The following is a 21,450-nucleotide window of genomic DNA, read 5'->3' as shown; positions in this document are numbered from 1 at the left end:
CTCAGCGGATATTTGCTGACTAAGTCACCATTTGTTAACGCATCTATTGCGACTTCTACGACAAAAACAAAAAAAGGCACCTTATTAGGTGCCTTTTATCATTTCTTTATCTAAGCAACGCTATTTAGCTTAGGTTTTAACTCTTTTCGCGTCAAAGTTTCACTAAAGTCATGACTGAAGTGGTCAACTTGAATCGCTGTGTAGCGTAGTTTATCAGCAGCAACAATTTGGTCGACTTCTTCTTGTGTCAGAACATCAGCAGCAAGTGCTTGAGCCAGTTTATCCGCAAGCAAGCCTTTACGAGCCACTTTGCCCTCTTTCACTGCTTTGAAGATCTTACGCTCCAGAGGCTTGATGCTGTACATCGCATTGAAAGCATTCTCCATAAGGCCAACACTATCATCTTCCTCTTTGCCAATGTAACAAAGGTGAGTCAGACGTTCACGGTGTGCTCCCGGAGTCATCAAGCTTTCTGCTAGTTGAACTGTTAGGTTATCACTCGGTTTCTCGAAGTGGTTACCTACAGGGAAAACTAGACCTTTAAGTACTTTACCCACCATCTTGTTCGGGAAGTTTCTGTACGCTTCTTGTAGCGACTTAGCCGCATTATGGAAACAGTGTTGAACCGCGTAGTGTACGTAGTCTAGGTCAGCTTGTTGGCGACCTTCGTCTTCATACTTCTTAAGTGCAGCAGACGCCATGTATAGGTAACTTAGACCATCACCCAAACGTGCCGAGATAAGCTCTTTACGTTTCAGTTCACCACCTAGCGTCAGCATTGCGAAATCCGCACTCACTGCAAGCGCACGGCTCAAACGAGTCAAATCTTGGTAGTAAGGCTTCGTTGGACCGCTCATGTCGGCTTTAATGAACTTAGAGCCAGTTAGTGCCGCACCAAAAGCACCGAACGTGTTTTTAGTTGCGTGTGAGATGTGCTTGAACAACAAGCTATCAAAGTCTTTTGCACCTTGCTTCTCATCTGGGTTCGCTGCCGCTTCCATTTCGCTCAATACGTATGGGTGACAACGTGTCGCACCTTGACCGAAGATCATCAGGTTACGAGTTAGGATGTTCGCACCTTCTACTGTGATAGCAACTGGAATACCTAGGTAAGGCGCAGCCAAGTAGTTCATTGGGCCATCTTGAATTGCACGACCTGAATGGATATCCATTGAGTCATTCAGAATAGTACGTGCCATCTCTGTCATGTGATATTTCGCGATAGCCGTTACGATACCCGGCTTCTCTTTCATATCAAGTGAAGTAGTTGTCAGTGTACGAGTCGCTTCTAGTAGATACGTTAAACCACCAATACGGCCTAAGCTCTCAGCAACACCTTCAAATTTACCAATCGACATGCCGAACTGCTTACGAACGTAAGCGTACGCACCAGTGGTTTTCGCCGTTAGGTGGCCCATCGCCGTGCCAAGTGCCGGTAACGAGATACCACGACCTGCAGACAGACATTCCACCAGCATACGCCAGCCTTTACCTGCGTAATCTGCACCACCGATTAGCCATTCCATTGGAATAAACACATCGTGACCGCGTGTTGGGCCGTTCATAAACGCAAGACCAAGTGGATCATGACGCTCACCAATCACAACACCTTCGTGGTCTGCCGGGATAAGCGCACACGTGATGCCAATGTCTTCTTTGTCACCCAGTAGCTTTTCTGGATCGTGCAGTTTGAAAGCCAGACCAAGTACCGTCGCCACTGGAGCTAGCGTAATGTAGCGCTTGTTCCAGTTAAGCTTGATGCCTAGTGTCTCTTTGCCTTCGTGCATGCCCATACAAACGGTACCGACATCAGGGATACCACCCGCATCAGAACCTGCTTCAGGCCCTGTTAGTGCGAAACAAGGGATATCTGTACCGTCAGCAAGACGAGGTAACCAGTAGTCTTTTTGATCTTGAGTTCCGTAGTGAGACAGTAGCTCACCAGGGCCAAGAGAGTTTGGAACCATTACCGAAACCGCAGTACTAATACTACGCGTCGCAATTTTAGTTACGATGGTAGAGTTTGCGTGCGCTGAAAATTCACGACCGCCGTACCCTTTCGCGATAATTAGCGAGAAGAAACGCTCTTTGCGTAAGAAGTTCCAAACTTCCTCAGGAAGGTCTCGGTCTTCTTTCACAATTTTGTGGTCATCTAGCATAGCGAGCAATGTTTCAAGTTCATTGTCCATGAACGATTGCTCTTCTGCTGTCAGCTGAGGTTTTGGGTACTGGTGAAGCTTAGTGAAATCTGGTTTACCAGAAAACAGCTCTCCGTCCCACCACACGCTACCCGCTTCCATCGCTTCTTTCTCGGTGCTAGATAGTGGTGGTAGTACTTTTTTAAAGAGTTTAAAAGCTGGGTCACTTACCCATTTTTGTCTTAGAGAGCTCATAGTTCAGATCCTTTTGTTCACTATATTGTTTGTGAATATTTTGCTTTTTATTGTTTTATTCTTTTGCTGACATGCCAGCTGCCAAAAATGGAATGAGAATATCGACCACTGCCTTCGCATCTATCTTTGTGTCGTAGTCATTCTCTGCAATTTCTATTAGAGCTTGGCTAGACGCCATGGTGAAAACACAAGTCCCAAGGGTGAAGTGTAAACGCCAAAATAACTGCTCTTGAGTGAGGTTCGGATTCGCCTTCATTACTGACGTCGTAAACAGAGTCAGTACTTCGCTGTAGCGAGTTGTAATGAACCAACGCAAGTGACCTTGCACATCCGTATAACCTCGACCGATGAGTAACATAAATCGGCTGGTACCGTTTGGCCTTACATCATTCAGAGCTCTTAGCGGCTGTCTTAAAGACTCAAACACATCACTCATAGAATACGTTTCGTTCAAGTTTAAGTTCACTAAAGCGTCTTGCAGTGCAGGCATAAATGCTTCTAAGTATCGATTTAATACGGCACGAACCAGAGTCTTCTTATCGCCAAAGTGGTAGTTCACTGAAGCAAGATTGACATTGGCTTTACCCGTAATAGTGCGTAAAGAGGTGTCATTGAAACCGTGCTCAGCAAATAAGCCTTCAGCCACATCTAAGATTTTGTCTTTGGTTGTACTTCTTGGTGCCATTTCAATCACTCGTATTAAACAACTGTTTGAAATATACGCTTAGAACATTTATTTAACAAGCAAGCAACATCACATTTTCACCAATTGGTCGTACCAGTTAGCAAGAATCTGCTCTAACCGATTGAATCGATGTACGTTTAATAAAAAAGGAAAAATTATTGAATTTTCTGGGAACTGAATTAGAAATGGAGGGTCATAAATTAAGTAGAAAACAGAGTATTTAGAAGTTTAACAGGCCGTCAAACTTGTTTCTCTCCCTGCTTTCTTAATTACTGCATTTTCCTTATTAACTCCTATACTTGTATCCGCCCAAACCGCATTGGTTTGGGCTTTTTTTTTGCCTATGATTCAGGTGATTTTTCTTCGGCTACTCCTGAGCGCAAAAAGCCCCCGAAACCGAGGGCTTTCATTACGTCAAGCTATGGAGCATTCCACGATGCCTATTAGGCTGCATCGTTTTTAATAAGCTCTCCCAATATTGCGAGATCATTACCAAGGTCAACTGAAGCACCCATTTCCGTAGTGATCCCTTCTATCACGATTGTTTGAACGTCGTCTCCACCATTGATTGGAATAGACAAAGCGATGTCTTCGCCATCGACCGACACTTCGATCATATCAAGAAGCTCGGCCATTTGAGTTTCGTCTTGTGGATCTTCAATCAGATCATTTAGGTCGATCAAATCACCAGAGCCATTGGTATAAAGCTCAAAGTCTTTAATGATGTCTGTACCATTATCGAGTGCAGAGTCTAACCAGGTGAAAATATTGTCATCGCTATCACCAATAAGCAGATCATTCCCAGAGCCCGCAAATAAAGGCTCGTTACTCGCAGCACTAGTCACGTTATATTGTTGTGGTTCTTCAATATCAACCGTCACCGTTTCGACTGTACTTTCAGCGCCATTTGAATCTACTGCGACATAGTCAAATTGAGGGTCATCGGTTACAGCTTCATTACCTTGTACATAACGCAACTCCCAACTGCCCCCAGTCGATGACAGCTCCATTCCAACAATTGGATTACTTGGTGATGAGTAACTGAAGTCGTAAAGAATCTGCTCATGACCAGTATCACCTTCGTCTTTTTGATACTGCTCTGTGTGGGTTGTACCGTCAGCGAAAGTATAAAGTACTTCAACATAAACATTACTATTAGTGTTGAACGACCCGCCCAACCCATCTAATCCAAATTGAACGACTTCAAGTGGATTGTTGGTAAAATCTAAGACCAAGGTTTCTTGCATGTTCATTCCTTGGCCGTCAGAGTCACCAATACCAAAGCCGACGTGAGGTTGTTCCCCTTGGTACTGCTCAAGCGGTTTATCGTTATTGTCTTCAATAGATAATGTAATTGTGTTGCCGTTAGCTAAGGTAATTAGCCTTTCGGTTGGTGATACCGCGACACCCCAATTATAGAAACCATCAACGAGATCTGGCATATCGTCTGGATCGCCACTGAAGCCCATTTCAAACATCTCTCCGGGCCCAGCAACGAAGCTAATATTGTTTGGAACAAACAACACACCGTTGTCGACGTCAGACTGCACAATTTCTCTCGTGATGCCATTTTCATCGGTATACAAAAGGCTACCGTTGGTTGGCAAACTTTCTATCCGAATATTAAGTGGAATGTCGTCATGGTCATCTTCGATATCTGAGATGTAATCAGGCATACCGCCATCTTCAGAATCGAAGAGGATTGGTATGATCGCGTCTTCATCATTGACGACCGTAAAGCTGGTCGCTTCAGGCGCATCGTTGACACCATTGATTGTTATCTCGATAACATGCTCGACACCATCGATGGCGGTTACGACATATCGCTCAATAACCGTGTCATCATCATTCAAGTATTGAACCGCATCGTTATCAACGACATAACTCCATGCCCCTTCGGGAGTAATCGTTAACATCCCCAAAGCAAGTGCATAAGTAGACCCAATAGGGCTAAACACACCATTAGGTTTAAAGGCCGGCATATCACTGGTATCGACATCGGTAATCGTTAAAGTACCAGACACCGAGAGTTCGTTGGTATCAGGATCGACATCGACATCTTCCGTCACCTCACCCATGTCTGAGTCACCTTCCCCGACAGTAATTTCGGATGGATCATCAGCACCGTTGATGGTGATGGTCACTTCACTTGTGGTTCCGTCAATCGCAGTAACAGTGTAAACCTCGGTGACGAATTCATCGTCATCAAGATATTGCACATCGTCGTTGTCTACGACGTAAGTCCATTCGCCATCGTCGGTAATCGTCAACATACCCAACGCGGTATCATTGGTCGAACCTTCAGGATTAAACGTTCCGTTAGGTTGAAAAGCCGCGACATCGTTAGCATCAACATCGGTAATCGTCAGTGTTCCCGTCGCCATCAAGTCGTTGCTTTCTGGATCGACATCGACATCTTCCGTCACCTCACCCATGTCTGAGTCACCTTCCCCGACAGTAATTTCGGATGGATCATCAGCACCGTTGATGGTGATGGTTACTTCACTTGTGGTCCCATCAATCGCAGTAACAGTGTAAACCTCGGTGACAAACTCATCGTCATCGAGATATTGCACGTTGTCGTTGTCTACGACATAAGTCCATTCGCCATCGTCGGTAATGGTCAACATACCTAACGCGGTGTCATTGGTCGAACCTTCAGGATTAAACGTTCCGTTAGGTTGAAAAGCCGCAACATCGTTAGCATCAACATCGGTAATCGTCAGTGTTCCCGTCGCCATCAAGTCGTTACTCTCCGGATCAACATCGACATCTTCCGTCACCTCCCCCATGTCTGAGTCACCTTCCCCGACAGTAATTTCGGATGGATCATCAGCACCGTTAATGGTGATGGTCACTTCACTTGTGGTTCCATCAATCGCAGTAACCGTGTAAACCTCGGTGACAAACTCATCATCATCAAGATATTGCACATCGTCGTTGTCTACCACATAAGTCCATTCGCCATCGTCGGTAATGGTCAACACACCCAACGCGGTATCATTGGTCGAACCTTCAGGATTAAACGTTCCATTTGGTTCAAAAGCAGCAACGTCGTTGTCGTCTACATCGGTGATGGTGAGCGTTCCGGAGGTTGTTAAGTTGTTGCTCTCTTGGTCAACATCCACATCCTCAGTCACTTCACCTGTGTCTGAATCACCTTCGCCAACGGTTATGTCAGATGGATCATCGGCACCGTTAATCGTGATAATTACTTCGCTCGTGGTACCGTCACTGGCTGTAACGGTATAAACCTCAGTCACGAATTCATCGTCGTCTAGGTACTGCACGTCATCGTTATTGACTACGTAAGTCCAAGCGCCGTCAGGTTCGATGCTCAATACGCCAAGTTGTGAGTCGTTTGTTGAACCTACGAGGTTAAACTCACCATCAGCTGAGAAGGTAGGAGTGTCGCTATCTACGTCTGTAATCACGATCTGACCAGACGTCACTAATTGGTTGGTGATGTCATCGACATCAATGTCCTCAGTCACACTGCCTGAATCATCAGTGGCTACAGCTGCATCATCAGTACCAATAATAGTGACTGTAATGACTTGCTCACCTCCATCAGAAGTTTGTACTGTGGTTGTATCTTGAATTTGCTCTCCGTCAGCAAGTTCATCATAAGGACTGTTGGCTACGAAGGTCCAAGTACCATCCTCATTGACGACAAAGGTACCGAGGTCATTGTCTCCAGCGACCTCTTTACCAATAAAGGTAACGTCCGGGTCGTCGCTGGTTAAGGCGCCACCGGTTTCAATTGGTTCATCCTGCTCAAACTCAATAACGTTAGTTTCACCTGAAATAAGCGCAAAAGCGATGATATCAAAAAGAGCAATACTTTGAGTTTCTGACAATCCTTGAGACTCAAACCCGTCAGTTTCAAAATTCGTGGCAGCTTGAGTTTCAGCCCCAGTACGTTCAATCCTACCGCTGTTGGTCAAACTCGAGCCTTCCTCACCAGCCGCAGTGTCAAACTCATCTCCTAGTTCCGTTGGATCAAATCCTTCTTCAATAGCACGCTGAACTTGAGCGATCGCATCATCAGTATCTAGTACATTTTGTTGGCCCTGGTTATCTACAAAACGTGCAGAAACACTTGGCACATTTTCTTCACTAGTATCAAAACTGATAATTACGTCGCTAGCCGCTGGTTGTTCGCCCGGAGACAAACGTCTAACTTGGCCTTGAGCGTCGAGCACAACACTCCCGCTAGCAAGACCTAGTATATTTAGGTTGATGTTTCCCATATCCATATTCCCACTTCTGCCCAGAACATGCCAAACGCGGATTCAATCCCACTCTGCGCTGTGGCTATTTCCTACTCTAAATTTAGTAGTGCCACTATTGATAATCAACTCACTAGAAGGGTGTAAATCTGGCGATTTTCAAATTAGTCAATAGCAATAGCGACTTACATTCAAAAAAAATCCAACAAACTTCGCATTTTTTTGCAAATGTCCTAAGCTTCGTTTAATACCCTTCTCTCAATCTAACGGGAAACCTAGGTTGGGAAACGGATGAGACATTGAAAGTAGAAGGAGAGCTACTTTGAAATTGTTTAAATTATCCATCATGTGTTGCTTAGTTGCTGCAGCACCACTCGCCGCTCAAACTCTGGAACAGTCTGTGGCTATTACCTTGGCAACGAATCCAGAGATAAAAAGCATCTTCAACGAATATGCGAGCGTGAAAAAACGTAATGATGCCTCAGGAGGAGCGTACAAGCCCAGTATCGACCTTGATGCTGGTATCGGTTACGAAGGTATAAACCCAGCAGAAAGTAATGGTAATCCAGATACCGATCTAACAAGAAAGGAAGCGACGATTTCCCTCACGCAATTGCTGTGGGATGGTTCCGCGACTCTATACGACATTGATCGTACCGCCGCAGAAGCCGAGTCGGTTCGTCTACAATTGATTGCAGATGCCGAAGACAAAGCACTTGAGGTGACACAAATCTATCTAGACGCGGTGAAAGCCACTGAGGTTTTGGCACTGTCAGAAAGTAATCTTTCAATACACAAAAAAATCTATAAAGATATTAAGAAACGAGCTAATTCTGGTATAGGTTCAACAGCGGATGTGTCGCAAGTAGAAGCTAGGATTGCAAAAGCTCATGGTAACTTGTTGGCTGCACAGAATAATTTGATCGATACACATACCCAATTTAGACGTGTGGTGGGTCAAGAACCCCTAGGTTTAATTTACCCAAGAGCCGATATTTCTAGAATTCCTTTGTCGTTAACAGACGCCATTGTTGATGCCTTAGACAAACACCCCGTGATCAAAATCGCGGCAGCTGATGTTGACGCTGCGCACTTCCAATACAAACAATCGAAAGGCGTGAACTACCCTACCTTCTCCATTGAAGCATCACAGTCATGGCGTGACGATGCAGGTGGCGATGAAGGCTCAAGTCAAGAAACGCTCGCTATGCTGCGAATGCGATATAACTTGTACAACGGTGGAACTGACAGTGCTAACTCTGAAGCTGCTGCTTACCAATTGAACAAAGCAAAAGATTTGAGAGATCGAGCTTATCGCCAAGTGGAAGAAGGCCTTCGCCTTTCATGGAGCGCCTTAGACCTCACGCTGCAACAAAAGAACTTCCTATCTGATCATGTTGATTCAGCTTCGGAAACCGTTATCGCATATGAAAAACAATACCGAATAGGCAAACGTACTCTTCTTGACTTGCTCAACACTGAGAACGAACTATTTGAAGCCCGTAAAGATTATCTAGATGCCCATTACTCTGAGCAGTACGCTAAATACCGAGTGATGAACGCAACAGGTTCTTTATTGAATGCTCTACTGGTTGATATTCCAGAAGAGTGGACAACGGCTATGGAGTATTAATGATGAAAGTAACGTACTTATTACTTCCCGTATTAACGATGACTTTATTTGCCTGTTCTAGCCAACAGGAAGAGGCTTACATCGAGACACCTGAAGCAGAACAGATTGCAGACCTGCAAGACGACGACAACGATGGTGTGGTAAACGCGCGCGATACCTGCCCAGGAACGCCTGAAGCGTCACAAGTCGACAATGACGGCTGTGGAGAAACGATTCGAGCAGAAGAAGTCAGACAGTTAAAAATACTCTTTGCTCATGACTCATTTGAAGTGAACCCAATATTTTCTGATCAAATCAGCACAATGGCTGAATTCCTTGAGACTTACAAAAGTGCGTCGATTGAAATACAAGGTTACGCGAGTAAAGTGGGTTCCAACGAATACAACTTAGATTTATCAAAAAGACGAGCAAACAATGTTCAAGACGAGTTACTGTCGAATGGTATAGAGCCAGAGCGAGTGAGAATTGTCGGTTATGGTGAAGAACGCCTGGAAAACGATGGTGATGATGCTACTTCGCATGCACTAAACCGTAAGGTAACGGCAACCGTGGTTGGGTTAAGTGAACAAATCGTTGAAGAGTGGACCATTTTTACCACGCTAGAAAAGTAACGTGACATTGTCACTTAAATGTAAGGCGGGTTATCTTACAAAGACAGCTTAACAGTAAGATCAAGAAAGCCGTGATAGGGTTGCCCATCACGGCTTTTTTGTTCTTTGTTGTCACATGAGTCGAGGGATGACTCTGTGACTCTTCTTGCTACTCAAGAGTTGGCTTGTTACTCAGTGAGTAGGCTCACTATCAAGCGAACCTACTACCGAATATAGTTTTACTTACCAACTATGCTTTTACTTACCAATTATAGCTTTACTTCTTGTTGCTTAGTCTTCGGTAGAGAAATACTTAGCAGGAAGTAACCTAAGATAGCTGCAGTCGTTGAGCCCATCAGGATACCTAATCGAGCAAGCGTATCAAAATCTGCGTTCGTTGGACCAAATGCTAGTGATGAAATAAAGATAGACATCGTAAAGCCAATACCACACAACACGGATACCGCGAAGATGTTCATAAAGTTCACACCTTCAGGAAGTTTAGCTACGCCGGTTTTCACAGCGCCCCAGCTGAATAGGAAGATACCCAGTGGTTTACCAACCAATAGACCCATAGCGATACCAAGCGGTAACATGCCTGTAAGGTTTGCAATTGAGATGCCTTCCAGTGAGATACCTGCGTTTGCAAATGCGAAGATTGGCAAAATTGCAAAAGCGACGTATGGGTGCAGAGCATGCTCTAGGTGTTTCAGTGGAGAACGCTCCCCTTTATTACCTTTCAGTGGGATAGCAAAACCAATAACTACACCAGCCAATGTTGCATGAACACCAGACTTCAATACTGCGAACCACAGAATTGCACCGACAATGAGGTAAATACTCAGCTTAGTCACATGCTTGTTGTTTAGCATGAACAGCACACCCGTTGCGATGAAGCCAACCGTTAGTGCAAGCGTAGATAGATCGCCTGAGTAGAACAGTGCAATGATAACAACAACACCTAGGTCATCGATAATTGCTAATGCTAGTAAGAATACCTTCAAGCTGACCGGTACTCGGTTACCAAGAAGAGCCATGATACCCAATGCGAATGCGATATCTGTTGCTGCTGGAATAGCCCAGCCCTGAAGCGCCTCAGGGTTACTTGAATTGAATAGCACGTAAATAAGTGCAGGAGCTAGCATACCACCCACAGCTGCAATAGCTGGGAAGATTGCTGTCTCTTTAGACTTTAATGCGCCTTCTAAAAGTTCGCGCTTAACTTCTAAGCCGATTAGAAGGAAGAAGACAGCCATTAAGCCATCGTTAATCCAGTGAGACACAGACATACCAAGAACGTAACTATGCAATACGCCTTGGTACATTTCGTTCAGTGGTGAGTTTGCTACAAACATTGCGATCGCCGCAGCGATGACTAGTATGATGCCGCCAGCAGATTCCATTTTAAAGAAGTCACGGATGACGTCGGTCATGATTTCGCCCTTATATTTATTATTTAAATAAACGAATAACAAAGAATAACCATGAGTTTATATCCAAGCGTAATCGATAGATAATCACTTCTTCGGATGTTTAACTTCGGTTTTTCCTACAAATACTAAACAATACGTCGTATATTCCATAATGTTGTTATGCACCATAAAATAAGTATAGATGAGATCACAAAGGCTGTATGCACAATTAATCAGGGGCTCACAAAAATCATGAGCACAAAAAAGGCTATCAAATGATAGCCTTAGGTGTTTTTAGTAACCGGTTAATTGCATAAAGCCTGTCGCTTCATGGCTTCCGCTCGCCATAATTGGCCCTTCCCAATATGGTATGACAAATGGCAACCACATATCTCGGCGTTTGATGCGTGTCGTGAGGTTAATATTGTGCTGTGGCACGTTAATAATCCATTGGAGCGGCATTCTTCTACCATTCTGTAGCGTCGTATTCTGTAAAGGCTTGATAGAAATATCGGAGTCCGTTAACTGGTACACCTTGCCCGAACGAGTGGCCAATGTTCCAAAAACATAAGGCAGCTGTTGATTATGGCGGTAGCGGTTAATGCTCAGCGCTGTACCATCATCGAGATTAAACACGAACCAATCCCAGCCTTGTTGACCCACTCCGAGTAAGCCACTGCCCCACTCTTTATGTACCCAAGCTGTGCCTTCTACTTCCTTGGTAACGCCGTCCAGATTCAATACACCGCTTAGGGATAAAAATGGAGCGCTGAAGTTATAAGACGCGACAGGCAATAAATCGTGCTTTTTCTGGTAACCATTATCGCCGTTGAGCACATAGGGCCCTTTTGCAATGGTGTCGAGTTCAAGGCCAAACGTATCCGTTTTCACTTGAAGGCGACCAGGAAATGGTGTGTTGCCAAGGGCGCGCCAGTTCCAGTTATCAATCCAAATTCTAAACGGACGACTGGTCATTCCCGCTTGGCCAATACCACCACGCGCTAAGCGTTGCTCTTTCCAAACCTTAGAATCAGAAGAGATCACGACATTTGAAATATAAACCTGTGGGCTTTGCCACCCCGGCGTCTCGCGTTCGTCAGTCGCTATTCGGAAGAAGCTCCATTGAACGGAGTACTTTTTGCCATCATCCCCTTTTAGAGAAGCAAAGTAATGCCACCACTCGTGTTGAAATTCTGGGTGGAATTGGAAGTCTCGAGGTAACGAAACGCTGCGGTCAGGTAACACAGGCTCGAATACATTAAAGTGCTCGCTTACAAGCACTGAATTGACCTCGTTCACGCCTTTCTCGCCAACATCAGCAAAGTAAGAGTAGTACACCCAGACACCTAAAATGGTGCCAAAGAAACCGATCAATAATAGAGAGGAGACAAATCGGTGTCTGAATTTCGTTGAGCCATTTCGTTGAAGCATATTAAAGCGCATCCCTCAGTGATTTCATCGGGGTGTTCCGAATCATTCTCATCACTGGCAAAGCACCAGCTAACATCAATGCTGCCATAGCCCACGCAAATGTCTGTAAATAGTCCCAGGGAATCACTTGCAACTCGAGTGACCACCCAAAAGACTGCTTGATCACGATATCGACGATCAAACTAGCCAACGCTAAGCCGAGCGGAATCGCAATTAAGGAGGAAATAAGCCCGAACACAAACAGTTGTAAGCTACCGGTCAGAATCAGTTCTTTGGCTGAGACACCTAAACAGCGCTGTAAAGATATATGCCTTTGTCGAGACACTTCACCCGCAACAGTTGCGAAGAAGATACCGAAGACTGCAATGACCAATGTGATGTTGCCCAATGTATCTGCAATCGCGAACGTTCTATCGAACACACGCATTGCTTGACTGTGAATATTGTTGTTATCGAAAACACGCTCCGAGCCAAGCCTGAATACACTTTCTAAGCGGCTTCGAAGCCCTACTGAATTCACATCATCTTTGAGTATTACGCCAAGGCCCACATTGCCCCTACCTGCAAATCCATACAGCCAGTTTCGATGCGACATCATGACTTGATGGTAAGGGTTACCGTAATCGTAATACACACCGACAACCTGCCAACCAGAGCCAAGATTGTCATAGAGATCAATGTAGTCACCTGGGTGAATACCCAACTTGAGAGACATCGATTCGCTGATCAACACACCTTTAGAGTGATGTAAGTGATACCAGTAATTAGGAATACCTAACTTGATCGTCAGCGCTTCTAGCTCACCTTCAGAAGGCCCAGTACTGACTACTTGAATACTGCCAACAGGAGATGCAACATCCTTCTCCCAACGCCACCAAACAGAATCCACTTCAGGTTGTTCTGACAGCCAGTTACTCATACGAGCAGCACCATTGTTGGTTGGGTAGATGTAAAGATCTGCCGCCAAGCGCTGTGTTAACCATTTATCTGTGGTATCTCTAAAGCTACCGACCATGGTTTCTACACCAATATTCGCGGTTAACGCCAACATAAACGCCATTGTCGCCACACCACGGTAACTCATGCTTGAAGCGGCATCCGCAAAGAACCAACGAGCACGAACCCAGCGTAATGAATAAGACAGACTGTTAAATAACTTCCACATCAAGAACGGCGTAAACAGAGCCACACTAACAAGCATCAGCGCGATAATCGCAAAACCCGTTTCTTGAGTCTGAGGCGCTTGATACACAGCGACAGCTGCAACCAAGAAACCACAACCAATCAAAGCCTGCCAAGTGAATTCAGTACCAGCAAAGCGCATCAAAGATAAACGAGAGGTCAAACGGATCGGTTGTGAACGAAGCAGACGAACCAATGGCCAAGCACACGCTAGGAATGCACCAAGCAATGCCATTAATAAGCTGTAACCGCTCCATCGCCAATTCCAGTCGATAGTTAAACCAACGTTGGCGTCATATAAGTCACCTAAACTTGAAGATACCGCTGGTAACAGTTGGTTTGCCAACATGACACCGAATACATTGCCGCAGATCCAGCTCAATACCACCAATAACAGTAACTCTAAACAAAGCGCTTTAGCCAGTTGCCAACCCGACACACCCGTCTGTCTTAAGATTCCAACTAACGGTTGGCGCTGAATAAACGACAGCGACATCGCTTGATAGAAAATGAATAAGCCAACCACAAACGACAGCATACCCATCGCTTTTAGATTTAAGTGGAACGCGCTGGTCAGCGACTCAAGCTCAGCTTTAGAGCTGCGAGAGATCGTCAAACCATTAGGCAGCATGTTTTTAAGACGCTCAAACTTCTCAGTCGACATATCTGAACACGCAATCACAGACAGCCCAGCACTGCGTTTAAGCATTCTGAGCAAAGAGATATCTGCAATCAGCCTTGTACCATCAATCAGGTTTTTTTGATCAACAGCGATAGGGCCAAGCTCAGAACCATCCATGAGAGGAATGTAATCCCCGTTATTCCATTCCATGTGTTCTGCGAGATCATCACTCACAAGGATTGGGTATGGCGGCTTCATGAGGTTTAACGTAGTGAGATCTTTTAACGCAACACCCGGCTGAAGCTGAAGCATAGACACAGGGTCGATGCCGATAAGCATGAAGTTCGCGCCATTTTCATCAGTGATACGATGGTGGTCAAAAGGAGAACACTGTTGAAAGCCTTCACGGCGAAGCTGGATATAAAAACCTTGCGGGATTTTATTGGCGTTGTGTTTTGGTCGAATACGATAAGGAAGAGGATTCGAAAAGAGTTTCTCGCCATGCGCATAGCTTTGCTTGGCGTGTTGGTTGATAGCAGTAACACCAACCAAAAGTGATACGCCAAGGGTTAAACCAAGCCATACCAAAATAATCTGAAGCGGGTAGCGTCGATAGTGACCGAGTAGTGCCTTAACTACGGGCCATAACATGCAGTTGCCCTCCTTGTAGACGGATTCTGCCATCCATGTGCTGTGCTACTTTTTCACTGTGTGTCACCAACAACAAAGTGCATTCTAATTGGCGAGCCAAAGAGGTCAGCAAACGCATTACCGCTTCTGCATTACGCTCATCTAAACTTCCCGTCGGTTCATCGGCTAACAGAATTTTAGGTTCCATGTACAGAGCACGAGCAATCGCTGCGCGTTGTTGTTGACCACCAGACGCTTCTTCAGGGTAACGTCCAAGTAAAGGCATAAGGTCTAAAGCAGAAAGAATCTGTCGCCAGAGGCCTTTGTCTTCAGGCAAGCCTTTTAACTGGCGACAAAAACGAATATTGTCAGCAATATTAAGCGTTGGAAGTAGGTTGAATTGCTGGAAGATGTGACCAATATTATTTCGGCGATATGCGGTGCGATTACGTTCTGTCGAATCATGCATATTGAAGTTTGGGAAAGCAATTTCGCCAGAGTCTACTAGGTCTAAACCCGCGATAAGATTCAGTAATGTACTTTTACCTGATCCACTTTCGCCCATTAGTGCAAGCTGGTCACCTTGGTTTAATGTTAGTTCAGCACCTTGCAAAACAGGGTGAAATTCCCCCCCGTCGACATAGCCTTTACATAGGTCTGACAGCTTTAACATTAAACAGCTCACATTAGTTAGAATTTGGAAGGAGAATCTACACTAATTCCCTGTTAGGAGGAAGTATTTTGAAAGATAGATCACACACCAACGATAAAGTGATGTGATCGATGCGCCCTACTTCAACTTCCTATCAAGTTTTTGATCCATTTTCTTGTTTTCATGCGATAGAGCGACCCACCCCACTTAATCACTTCTTCGGTGAGGAAAAGCAGATACACCCACTCCGGTGGAAACTTTAAATAGATAGCCGCAATCGCAGCCAGTGGAATACCAATCACCCACTGAGCAATCAAATCTTGATAGAGACAGAACTTCACATCACCACCCGCTCTCAACACACCAACGATCACAGTCAGCGGTACCGAGCGAATAATAATCCCCACGCTGAGAATGAGGATGAATTTCTCAGAGAGGGCTCTGGTTTCTTCAGTCAACGCACTGAACGCATTCAATATTGGCATTTGGACGAAATAGAGAAAAATCGCCACAACAATACTGGTTAAGAAACACAGAATCGTTAAGCCTAATGCTTGATAATAAACCGCTTCATTGTTCTTCGCGCCAAGTTGGTTACCCACCAAAACAGCCGCTGCATTGGACAGGCCAATCAATAAACTCAATGAGATAGATTCAACCGGCGTCATGACTGAAAGCGCAGCCAAACCTTGAACACCCGATTGTCCCATGATCGCGTGGTAAGCAAACAAGCCACCCGCCCACGCTAAGAAGTTAAACGTGGTTGGCAAAGACAACTTCAAGAAGCGAACGACTTTCTCAACGGTTGCAGCCGCTTTGATATCACAAAGTTTAAAAGCTAATAGGTGTTTAGATAAATAGAGGTAGCCATATAAGGTCGCCACTTCAATGGCGCCGCTCAATACCGTCGCAATCGCTGCGCCTTTGATTCCAAGCGATGGAAAGCCCAAGTTACCGAAGATCAGCACCCAGTTTAAGAACACATTAGACAGAATGCCGATACCGCTGAAGAAAGTGCTTAACCCAGGTTTATGCATCGCTCTCAAACCTACCGCCATACTGCTGACGCACGACACCGCCAGCATGCTGAATGAGGTGATGACGATGTATTCAACGCCGAGGCTGATGACTTCTTGAGAGTCGGTCGTCACGCCCATGATTTGCGCAGGAAAAGAAACAAAGAAAACAATGGTCAGCAACGCAAACAGGGTCGAAACTAGCCACGTCAGTGCGGTACTTTCTCTGACACCTTGTTTGTTACCCGCGCCCCAATATTGAGCCGTTAGCAAAGCGCCGCCCGTAGTGACACCCACCAGCATAATGGTCGTCACAAACATTGCACGGCTCGCAACCCCCACAGCCGCAATGTCTGCTTCCCCAAGCTGACCTAACATCAACACATCGACTAAGCCTCGGCTTGAAAACATAATGCTCTGCAAAGCAATAGGCAAAGCAATCGCAATAAGCCTACGAACAAAATCACCTCGAGTGTGATGAATAATTGAAGAGAGCAACATAGAGATACCTAAACGGAACGTATTGATGAATAAAGATAAATATCGCGCTATTATATCAATGTTCGGTTTTTAACCACAGATATAAATGGAGTAACAATGAAGAAAGTACTGGTTTTAGGCGCTTCTGGATATGTTGGTTCGCAGCTCCTCCCTCTCCTGCTTGAGCAAGGCTATCAAGTCACTGCCGCAGCAAGGCATATCGACTATTTAAAGGCACGAACCGAACCTCATGACAACTTGTCACTAGAGTATCTTGATCTTGCAGATCAAGCCGCAACACAAGCATTAGTCCCCGACTTTGATCTTGTCTTCTTTTTAGTTCATGGGATGGCAGAAGGCCACGACTTTATTGATTATGAACTGAATTTGGCACGTAACTTTGTTTCAGCTCTTGGGCCAAAGAATCAACACGTCATCTACCTGAGTTCGCTTCAGCCGCAAACGGGTGATTCAGAACACCTTCAAGCGAGAAAGAAAACCGGAGAACTGCTACGCAAAGGATCAGTCCCCGTCACTGAACTGCAAGCAGGCGTGATCATTGGTCCAGGCTCTGCAGCGTTCGAGATCATGCGAGACTTCGTGTACAACTTACCTATCATGATTGCGCCCAAATGGGTCGACTCTAAAGCCAACCCTATTGCCTTGCAGAACCTGAATCACTATCTGCTAAAACTCGCACAGGACACGCCTAGCGAAAGCCAAACCTTCGAAGTTGGCGGGCCAGACATTGTCTCTTATCGAAATCAATTTGCTCACATTGCCAAAACAGCCGATCGCCCACTCAGGCTTTGGGCGACGTCACTCCTCACGCCCTCAATTGCGTCATATTGGCTAGGTGTTGTGACTTCTGTTCCATCCAACATAGGCAGAGCGCTTCTTGCGGGCTTAAAGCATGACTTTATTGCCAGTTCGACCATCATTAGAGAAAAGTACCCTCAGAAGCTTATCTCGTTCGAAAATATGGTTGAGCAAGCGATCCACGCTGAAGGAAACTTCGTGAAAAGTAATGTTTGGGGCTTTGATAAGACCGCCTTCAAACGCTGGCAAGCTGGTTATGGCTATTATCCTAAGAAAACAGGCGCAAGTATCACCTCAAGCGCACCTTTAGAATCCCTTTGGCAAGTCGCTCAGCAAATAGGAAGCCCGAAGCAAGGTTACTTCTTTGCTAATGCTCTATGGCGCACACGCGAATGGTTAGATCTTCTCTTTGGCGGTGGTGTACCGGTTCGACAAACGCCTGAAGGGCCGACCCTAAAAGTCGGTGACAAGATTGACTCTTGGAAGGTTATTCGTTGTGAAGAAAACCAGTTTTTATCTCTGCTTTTCGGTATGAAAGGCCCGGGGTTGGGGCGACTCGAGATTACTGTCTCTGACCACGGTGATTCACGTGAACTGAACATATCAGCTTGGTGGCATCCAAAAGGCTTTCTAGGGTTACTGTATTGGTTTGCGATGATGCCAGCCCACCTGTTTATCTTTAAAGGCATGGTTAAAGCGATTGAGAAGCAGGCTAAAGAGCAGATGAAGGATTAAAAGCAGATGCGGGATTCGAGTAACGAGATGCGAAAAGACTTAACAGCAAATTTGCGACACGCGCTATGAGAGGCAAAAAAAGAGCGGATAATTCCGCTCTTCATATCTCTCATCTCGTATCCCGAATCCGTTACTAGCCAATAACGCTAATTGGGATCTCTGCAAGTTGGTTGCCTTGGTTAGCTGGGTACACGATGTATTCACCGTGATACTTCACCGCAGACTTATAGTCCGTCACTTTGTGAAGCATGAAACCCGCTTCCATCGCTGCTTGAATAAACTCAGCGTGGTTACCACGAACAAACCAGTTCATAGGCTTAACCATCAGCTCACCGTCGAAAGAGTCGTCACACTGTTTGCCACACAAAGCAAAAGAGTGCTCACCATCGGTGAAGAATTGAATCTTGCCTCCAGTCGTTAGCTCGTCTTCACTTGATACACTCCAACCCATCTCGTACATTTTGTCCATGAACGCTTCAACATCACTGTCTTTTAGCGCTTTAGGCTCTTCGCCTTCAGGGAAAAAACGTCCGTAAAACGCAGAAATACGTTTAAAGGTAAAAGTTAAATCAGAGTTATTGCCCTTTGAACGGCCCTGCTTCTGCCAACGCACCAAATCAGGAACAATCACACGATCATAAGACTGAGCCTTAATCGCCTTCGTTACCCAACGAACTAAATAAAGGTTGTTCGCAATAGGCGCATCAATCGCTTTGCCTGCTTTGTGCAGAGCGTAAAGCTCGCCTAACGCATCATTCACTAACTTCTGAATTTCAATATAGTATTTTGACATTATGCCTTCTTTCCTAATGTCCAATATAGTAATGCTGACATTACTGCACACGCAGCCATTACCATAGCCATAGACCCAGCACTGTCACTTGGCAGCATCGCAACGATAGCTCCAACGACAGAACCAGTACCAAATCTTAATGTTCCCGCAAGCGATGAAGCCGTGCCGGCCATGTTTGGATAACCACTGAGCAATAGACCCATAGAGTTACTGCCGATAGTAGAAATGGTGCCAATAAATAGCATCACAAACGGCACAATACCCCAAAGCCCGAGATCCAATAACCAACCAACCAGTAAACCGACGCCAGCTAATAATTGAATGACCAGCGCGGCTCTCAGCATGGTATGAGAGCCAACCTTCTTAACAATTCGACCATTAATTGTCGTCATCAGAATCATCGCAACGATGTTCAGACCAAACAGGTAACCAAACAGGTCAGGACGTACTCCATAGACATCAATGTAGACAAAAGAGCCTGCGGTTAAGAATGCAAACATCCCAGAGAACGAGAACGCACCCGAGAAAATTAGGCCCATAGCGGTCGAGTTTTTACATAAACGAGCGTAATTACGAATCGTGGTTTTAAAGCGTAATGGTTGACGATTTTCAACAGGCAGAGTTTCAGGGATTTTGATTATCACCGCGAGAATCACAATCACTGCAAAAATAGCTAACACCCAAAAGATTGAACGCCAGCCGAACCACAATGCCAAATAGCCGCCAATCATCGGCGCGATAAGTGGCGCAACCGTCATCACTAAGGTAACGAACGACATGGTTCTTGCGAAATCTTCACGGTCGAACATATCACGCACAACCGCTTGGATAATGACCGCCGCCGCCGCACCTGCAAAACCTTGAGCGGTACGAACTAACGTTAACGCTTCAATGCCATGAGTGGTTGCACTCACGACAGACGCTATCGCAAAGAAGAGCACACCAATCAGTAGAACTGGCTTGCGACCATAACTGTCGGCTAACGGACCATGTAACAACTGACCTAAAGCGAAACCTGCGGTGTACGCGGTAAGTGTGATTTGTACTTCCCCTGCTGTCACACCAAGATCTTTGGCGATCGTTGGCATTGCAGGTAGGTACATATCGATGGCGAGTGGTGTCAAAGCACCAATAGCGCCCAAAACCAAAAATAGCATCCAACCTAACTGAGGCGTTTGTGGTTGTGAGCTTGGGGTCTGTGAGGTAGACGTTTGCATAACTCTCCGACTAAGTACTAAGTTCTATGTGAACACGAGCATGCACGCAGCAATATACGAATATACACATAGCAATACACGAATACGCACAGTGATACACGAATATGCGCACACATACATGAACATATAGTAATAATGGCTGAAACTGTCCTAGTACCAGTCAAAATAATCAGCCGACGCTATCCTTGGTCGGCCACATCTACGGTAGAAAAGATTACTTCCAGATAGAGTCTACTTCTTCTTGTGTTAGGTAACGGTATTCACCCAACTCTAAAGACTCGTCCATCTCGATTTCACCAATACGTTCACGGTGCAGTGCTTCGACCTTGTTACCAAGTGCTGCAAACATGCGTTTTACTTGGTGGTATTTTCCTTCGTGAATCGTTAGCAACACTTCACGCTCTGCACGTACTTCAAGGTGTGCTGGAAGTGTTAGGCCGTCTTCGCTCTTAAGCTGGATGCCCTCTTTGAACTTTTCAACGTAATCGTCTTCAACAGGTTCAACCAACCACACTCGGTACATCTTCTCGCACTTGTGCTTTGGCGATGTGATACGGTGAGACCACTTACCGTCGTCTGTCATTAAGACAAGACCCGTTGTATCAACATCTAAACGACCTGCAAAGTGCAGCTTGTCCATTTTGATTTCATCGAGTAATTCAAAGGCGATACGATTTGCGCCATCTTCATGCGAACAAACAAAGCCTTCTGGCTTATAAAGCATGATGTAACGTGGGCCGTGAACATTCAGTTCATTGCCTTGCCATTCCACAACGCACTCTTCAGTTACCTTGAGTGAACCGCTTTTTTGAATGACATCATTTACTGTCACTGCCTTGGATTTTAATAAGTGTGTTGCTTCTCTTCGAGTGACGCCTAACGCATCGCACAGAAATTTATCTAAACGCATGAATACCTCAACTAATCT

The 21,450-nt window shown here is 45.3% G+C and carries 14 protein-coding genes; 3 read left to right on the top strand and 11 right to left on the bottom strand.

Going from position 1 to position 21,450, the window contains the following annotated elements; all coding sequences use genetic code 11:
• Window positions 1–110: 110 nt before the first annotated feature.
• The 3 genes from OCU90_RS06535 to OCU90_RS06525 all read right to left on the bottom strand — a co-directional run bounded on the left by OCU90_RS06535 (window position 111) and on the right by OCU90_RS06525 (window position 7,331).
• The gene (locus OCU90_RS06535) at window positions 111–2,393 is read right to left on the bottom strand and encodes an acyl-CoA dehydrogenase (protein WP_004734682.1); all 2,283 of its coding nucleotides are present in this window, start codon (window positions 2,391–2,393) and stop codon (window positions 111–113) included.
• Between the two features lie 55 nt (window positions 2,394–2,448).
• Window positions 2,449–3,078 carry a TetR/AcrR family transcriptional regulator gene (locus OCU90_RS06530; protein ID WP_029222147.1) on the bottom strand — a complete coding sequence of 210 codons (630 nt, stop codon included), beginning with the start codon at window positions 3,076–3,078 and terminating at the stop codon, window positions 2,449–2,451.
• A 443-nt stretch (window positions 3,079–3,521) separates the two neighbouring features.
• A complete protein-coding gene (locus tag OCU90_RS06525; RefSeq protein WP_061024615.1) occupies window positions 3,522–7,331 on the bottom strand; it encodes a VCBS domain-containing protein in 3,810 nt (1,269 codons plus the stop codon).
• A gap of 301 nt (window positions 7,332–7,632) precedes the next feature.
• Between OCU90_RS06525 and OCU90_RS06520 the strand changes: the two genes are divergently transcribed.
• Together OCU90_RS06520 and OCU90_RS06515 are read left to right on the top strand one after the other, a co-directional pair.
• Complete coding sequence (locus OCU90_RS06520) at window positions 7,633–8,943, top strand: TolC family outer membrane protein (RefSeq protein WP_061024613.1); 1,311 nt, start codon at window positions 7,633–7,635, stop codon at window positions 8,941–8,943.
• Window positions 8,943–9,554, top strand: a complete 612-nt coding sequence (locus OCU90_RS06515) for an OmpA family protein (protein WP_029222148.1) — start codon at window positions 8,943–8,945, stop codon at window positions 9,552–9,554. The genes OCU90_RS06520 and OCU90_RS06515 overlap by 1 nt, the downstream gene beginning before the upstream one ends.
• A 248-nt stretch (window positions 9,555–9,802) precedes the next feature.
• Here the strand turns inward: OCU90_RS06515 and nhaA are convergent, their stop codons facing one another.
• The 5 genes from nhaA to OCU90_RS06490 form a co-directional block, all read right to left on the bottom strand.
• Complete coding sequence (nhaA, locus tag OCU90_RS06510) at window positions 9,803–10,966, bottom strand: Na+/H+ antiporter NhaA (protein ID WP_029222630.1); 1,164 nt, start codon at window positions 10,964–10,966, stop codon at window positions 9,803–9,805.
• 273 nt (window positions 10,967–11,239) lie between these two features.
• Window positions 11,240–12,388, bottom strand: a complete 1,149-nt coding sequence (locus tag OCU90_RS06505; RefSeq protein ID WP_061024612.1) for a lipocalin-like domain-containing protein — start codon at window positions 12,386–12,388, stop codon at window positions 11,240–11,242.
• On the bottom strand, window positions 12,378–14,831 hold the full coding sequence (locus OCU90_RS06500) for an ABC transporter permease (RefSeq protein WP_061024610.1): 2,454 nt from the start codon (window positions 14,829–14,831) through the stop codon (window positions 12,378–12,380). The genes OCU90_RS06505 and OCU90_RS06500 overlap by 11 nt, the downstream gene beginning before the upstream one ends.
• Window positions 14,812–15,483: an ABC transporter ATP-binding protein gene (locus OCU90_RS06495; RefSeq protein WP_004734674.1), complete on the bottom strand. Its 672-nt coding sequence runs from the start codon at window positions 15,481–15,483 to the stop codon at window positions 14,812–14,814. The genes OCU90_RS06500 and OCU90_RS06495 overlap by 20 nt, the downstream gene beginning before the upstream one ends.
• Window positions 15,484–15,605: 122 nt before the next feature.
• On the bottom strand, window positions 15,606–16,979 hold the full coding sequence (locus OCU90_RS06490) for an MATE family efflux transporter (RefSeq protein WP_017086491.1): 1,374 nt from the start codon (window positions 16,977–16,979) through the stop codon (window positions 15,606–15,608).
• Between the two features lie 96 nt (window positions 16,980–17,075).
• Between OCU90_RS06490 and OCU90_RS06485 the strand changes: the two genes are divergently transcribed.
• Entirely contained in the window at window positions 17,076–18,512 is a 1,437-nt protein-coding gene (locus OCU90_RS06485) for a DUF2867 domain-containing protein (protein ID WP_061024607.1), read from the top strand.
• 133 nt (window positions 18,513–18,645) lie between these two features.
• Here OCU90_RS06485 and OCU90_RS06480 read toward each other — a convergent pair whose 3' ends face one another.
• The 3 genes from OCU90_RS06480 to rsuA all read right to left on the bottom strand — a co-directional run bounded on the left by OCU90_RS06480 (window position 18,646) and on the right by rsuA (window position 21,432).
• Window positions 18,646–19,305, bottom strand: coding sequence for a DUF2913 family protein (locus OCU90_RS06480; protein WP_009847083.1), 660 nt, complete (start codon window positions 19,303–19,305; stop codon window positions 18,646–18,648).
• On the bottom strand, window positions 19,305–20,522 hold the full coding sequence (locus OCU90_RS06475; RefSeq protein WP_017101184.1) for a Bcr/CflA family multidrug efflux MFS transporter: 1,218 nt from the start codon (window positions 20,520–20,522) through the stop codon (window positions 19,305–19,307). Before OCU90_RS06475 ends, OCU90_RS06480 begins: the two co-directional genes overlap by 1 nt.
• Window positions 20,523–20,736: 214 nt before the next feature.
• Window positions 20,737–21,432 (bottom strand): 16S rRNA pseudouridine(516) synthase RsuA, encoded by a 696-nt coding sequence (gene rsuA / locus OCU90_RS06470; RefSeq protein WP_061024605.1) that lies wholly within the window; start codon window positions 21,430–21,432, stop codon window positions 20,737–20,739.
• Window positions 21,433–21,450 lie beyond the last annotated feature (18 nt).

The sequence above is a fragment of the Vibrio splendidus genome, from assembly GCF_024347615.1.
In the GTDB taxonomy this organism is placed as follows: domain Bacteria; phylum Pseudomonadota; class Gammaproteobacteria; order Enterobacterales; family Vibrionaceae; genus Vibrio; species Vibrio splendidus.
This window is presented reverse-complemented; position numbering and strand designations above follow the sequence as displayed.

Bases quoted from the DNA above. Each gene is read 5' to 3' on its own strand.
- OCU90_RS06535 (WP_004734682.1), bottom strand. From the start codon at position 2,393: ATGAGCTCTCTAAGACAAAAATGGGTAAGTGACCCAGCTTTTAAACTC.
- OCU90_RS06530 (WP_029222147.1), bottom strand. From the start codon at position 3,078: ATGGCACCAAGAAGTACAACCAAAGACAAAATCTTAGATGTGGCTGAA.
- OCU90_RS06525 (WP_061024615.1), bottom strand. From the start codon at position 7,331: ATGGGAAACATCAACCTAAATATACTAGGTCTTGCTAGCGGGAGTGTT.
- OCU90_RS06515 (WP_029222148.1), top strand. From the start codon at position 8,943: ATGATGAAAGTAACGTACTTATTACTTCCCGTATTAACGATGACTTTA.
- nhaA (WP_029222630.1), bottom strand. From the start codon at position 10,966: ATGACCGACGTCATCCGTGACTTCTTTAAAATGGAATCTGCTGGCGGC.
- OCU90_RS06505 (WP_061024612.1), bottom strand. From the start codon at position 12,388: ATGCGCTTTAATATGCTTCAACGAAATGGCTCAACGAAATTCAGACAC.
- OCU90_RS06500 (WP_061024610.1), bottom strand. From the start codon at position 14,831: ATGTTATGGCCCGTAGTTAAGGCACTACTCGGTCACTATCGACGCTAC.
- OCU90_RS06495 (WP_004734674.1), bottom strand. From the start codon at position 15,483: ATGTTAAAGCTGTCAGACCTATGTAAAGGCTATGTCGACGGGGGGGAA.
- OCU90_RS06490 (WP_017086491.1), bottom strand. From the start codon at position 16,979: ATGTTGCTCTCTTCAATTATTCATCACACTCGAGGTGATTTTGTTCGT.
- OCU90_RS06485 (WP_061024607.1), top strand. From the start codon at position 17,076: ATGAAGAAAGTACTGGTTTTAGGCGCTTCTGGATATGTTGGTTCGCAG.
- OCU90_RS06480 (WP_009847083.1), bottom strand. From the start codon at position 19,305: ATGTCAAAATACTATATTGAAATTCAGAAGTTAGTGAATGATGCGTTA.
- OCU90_RS06475 (WP_017101184.1), bottom strand. From the start codon at position 20,522: ATGCAAACGTCTACCTCACAGACCCCAAGCTCACAACCACAAACGCCT.
- rsuA (WP_061024605.1), bottom strand. From the start codon at position 21,432: ATGCGTTTAGATAAATTTCTGTGCGATGCGTTAGGCGTCACTCGAAGA.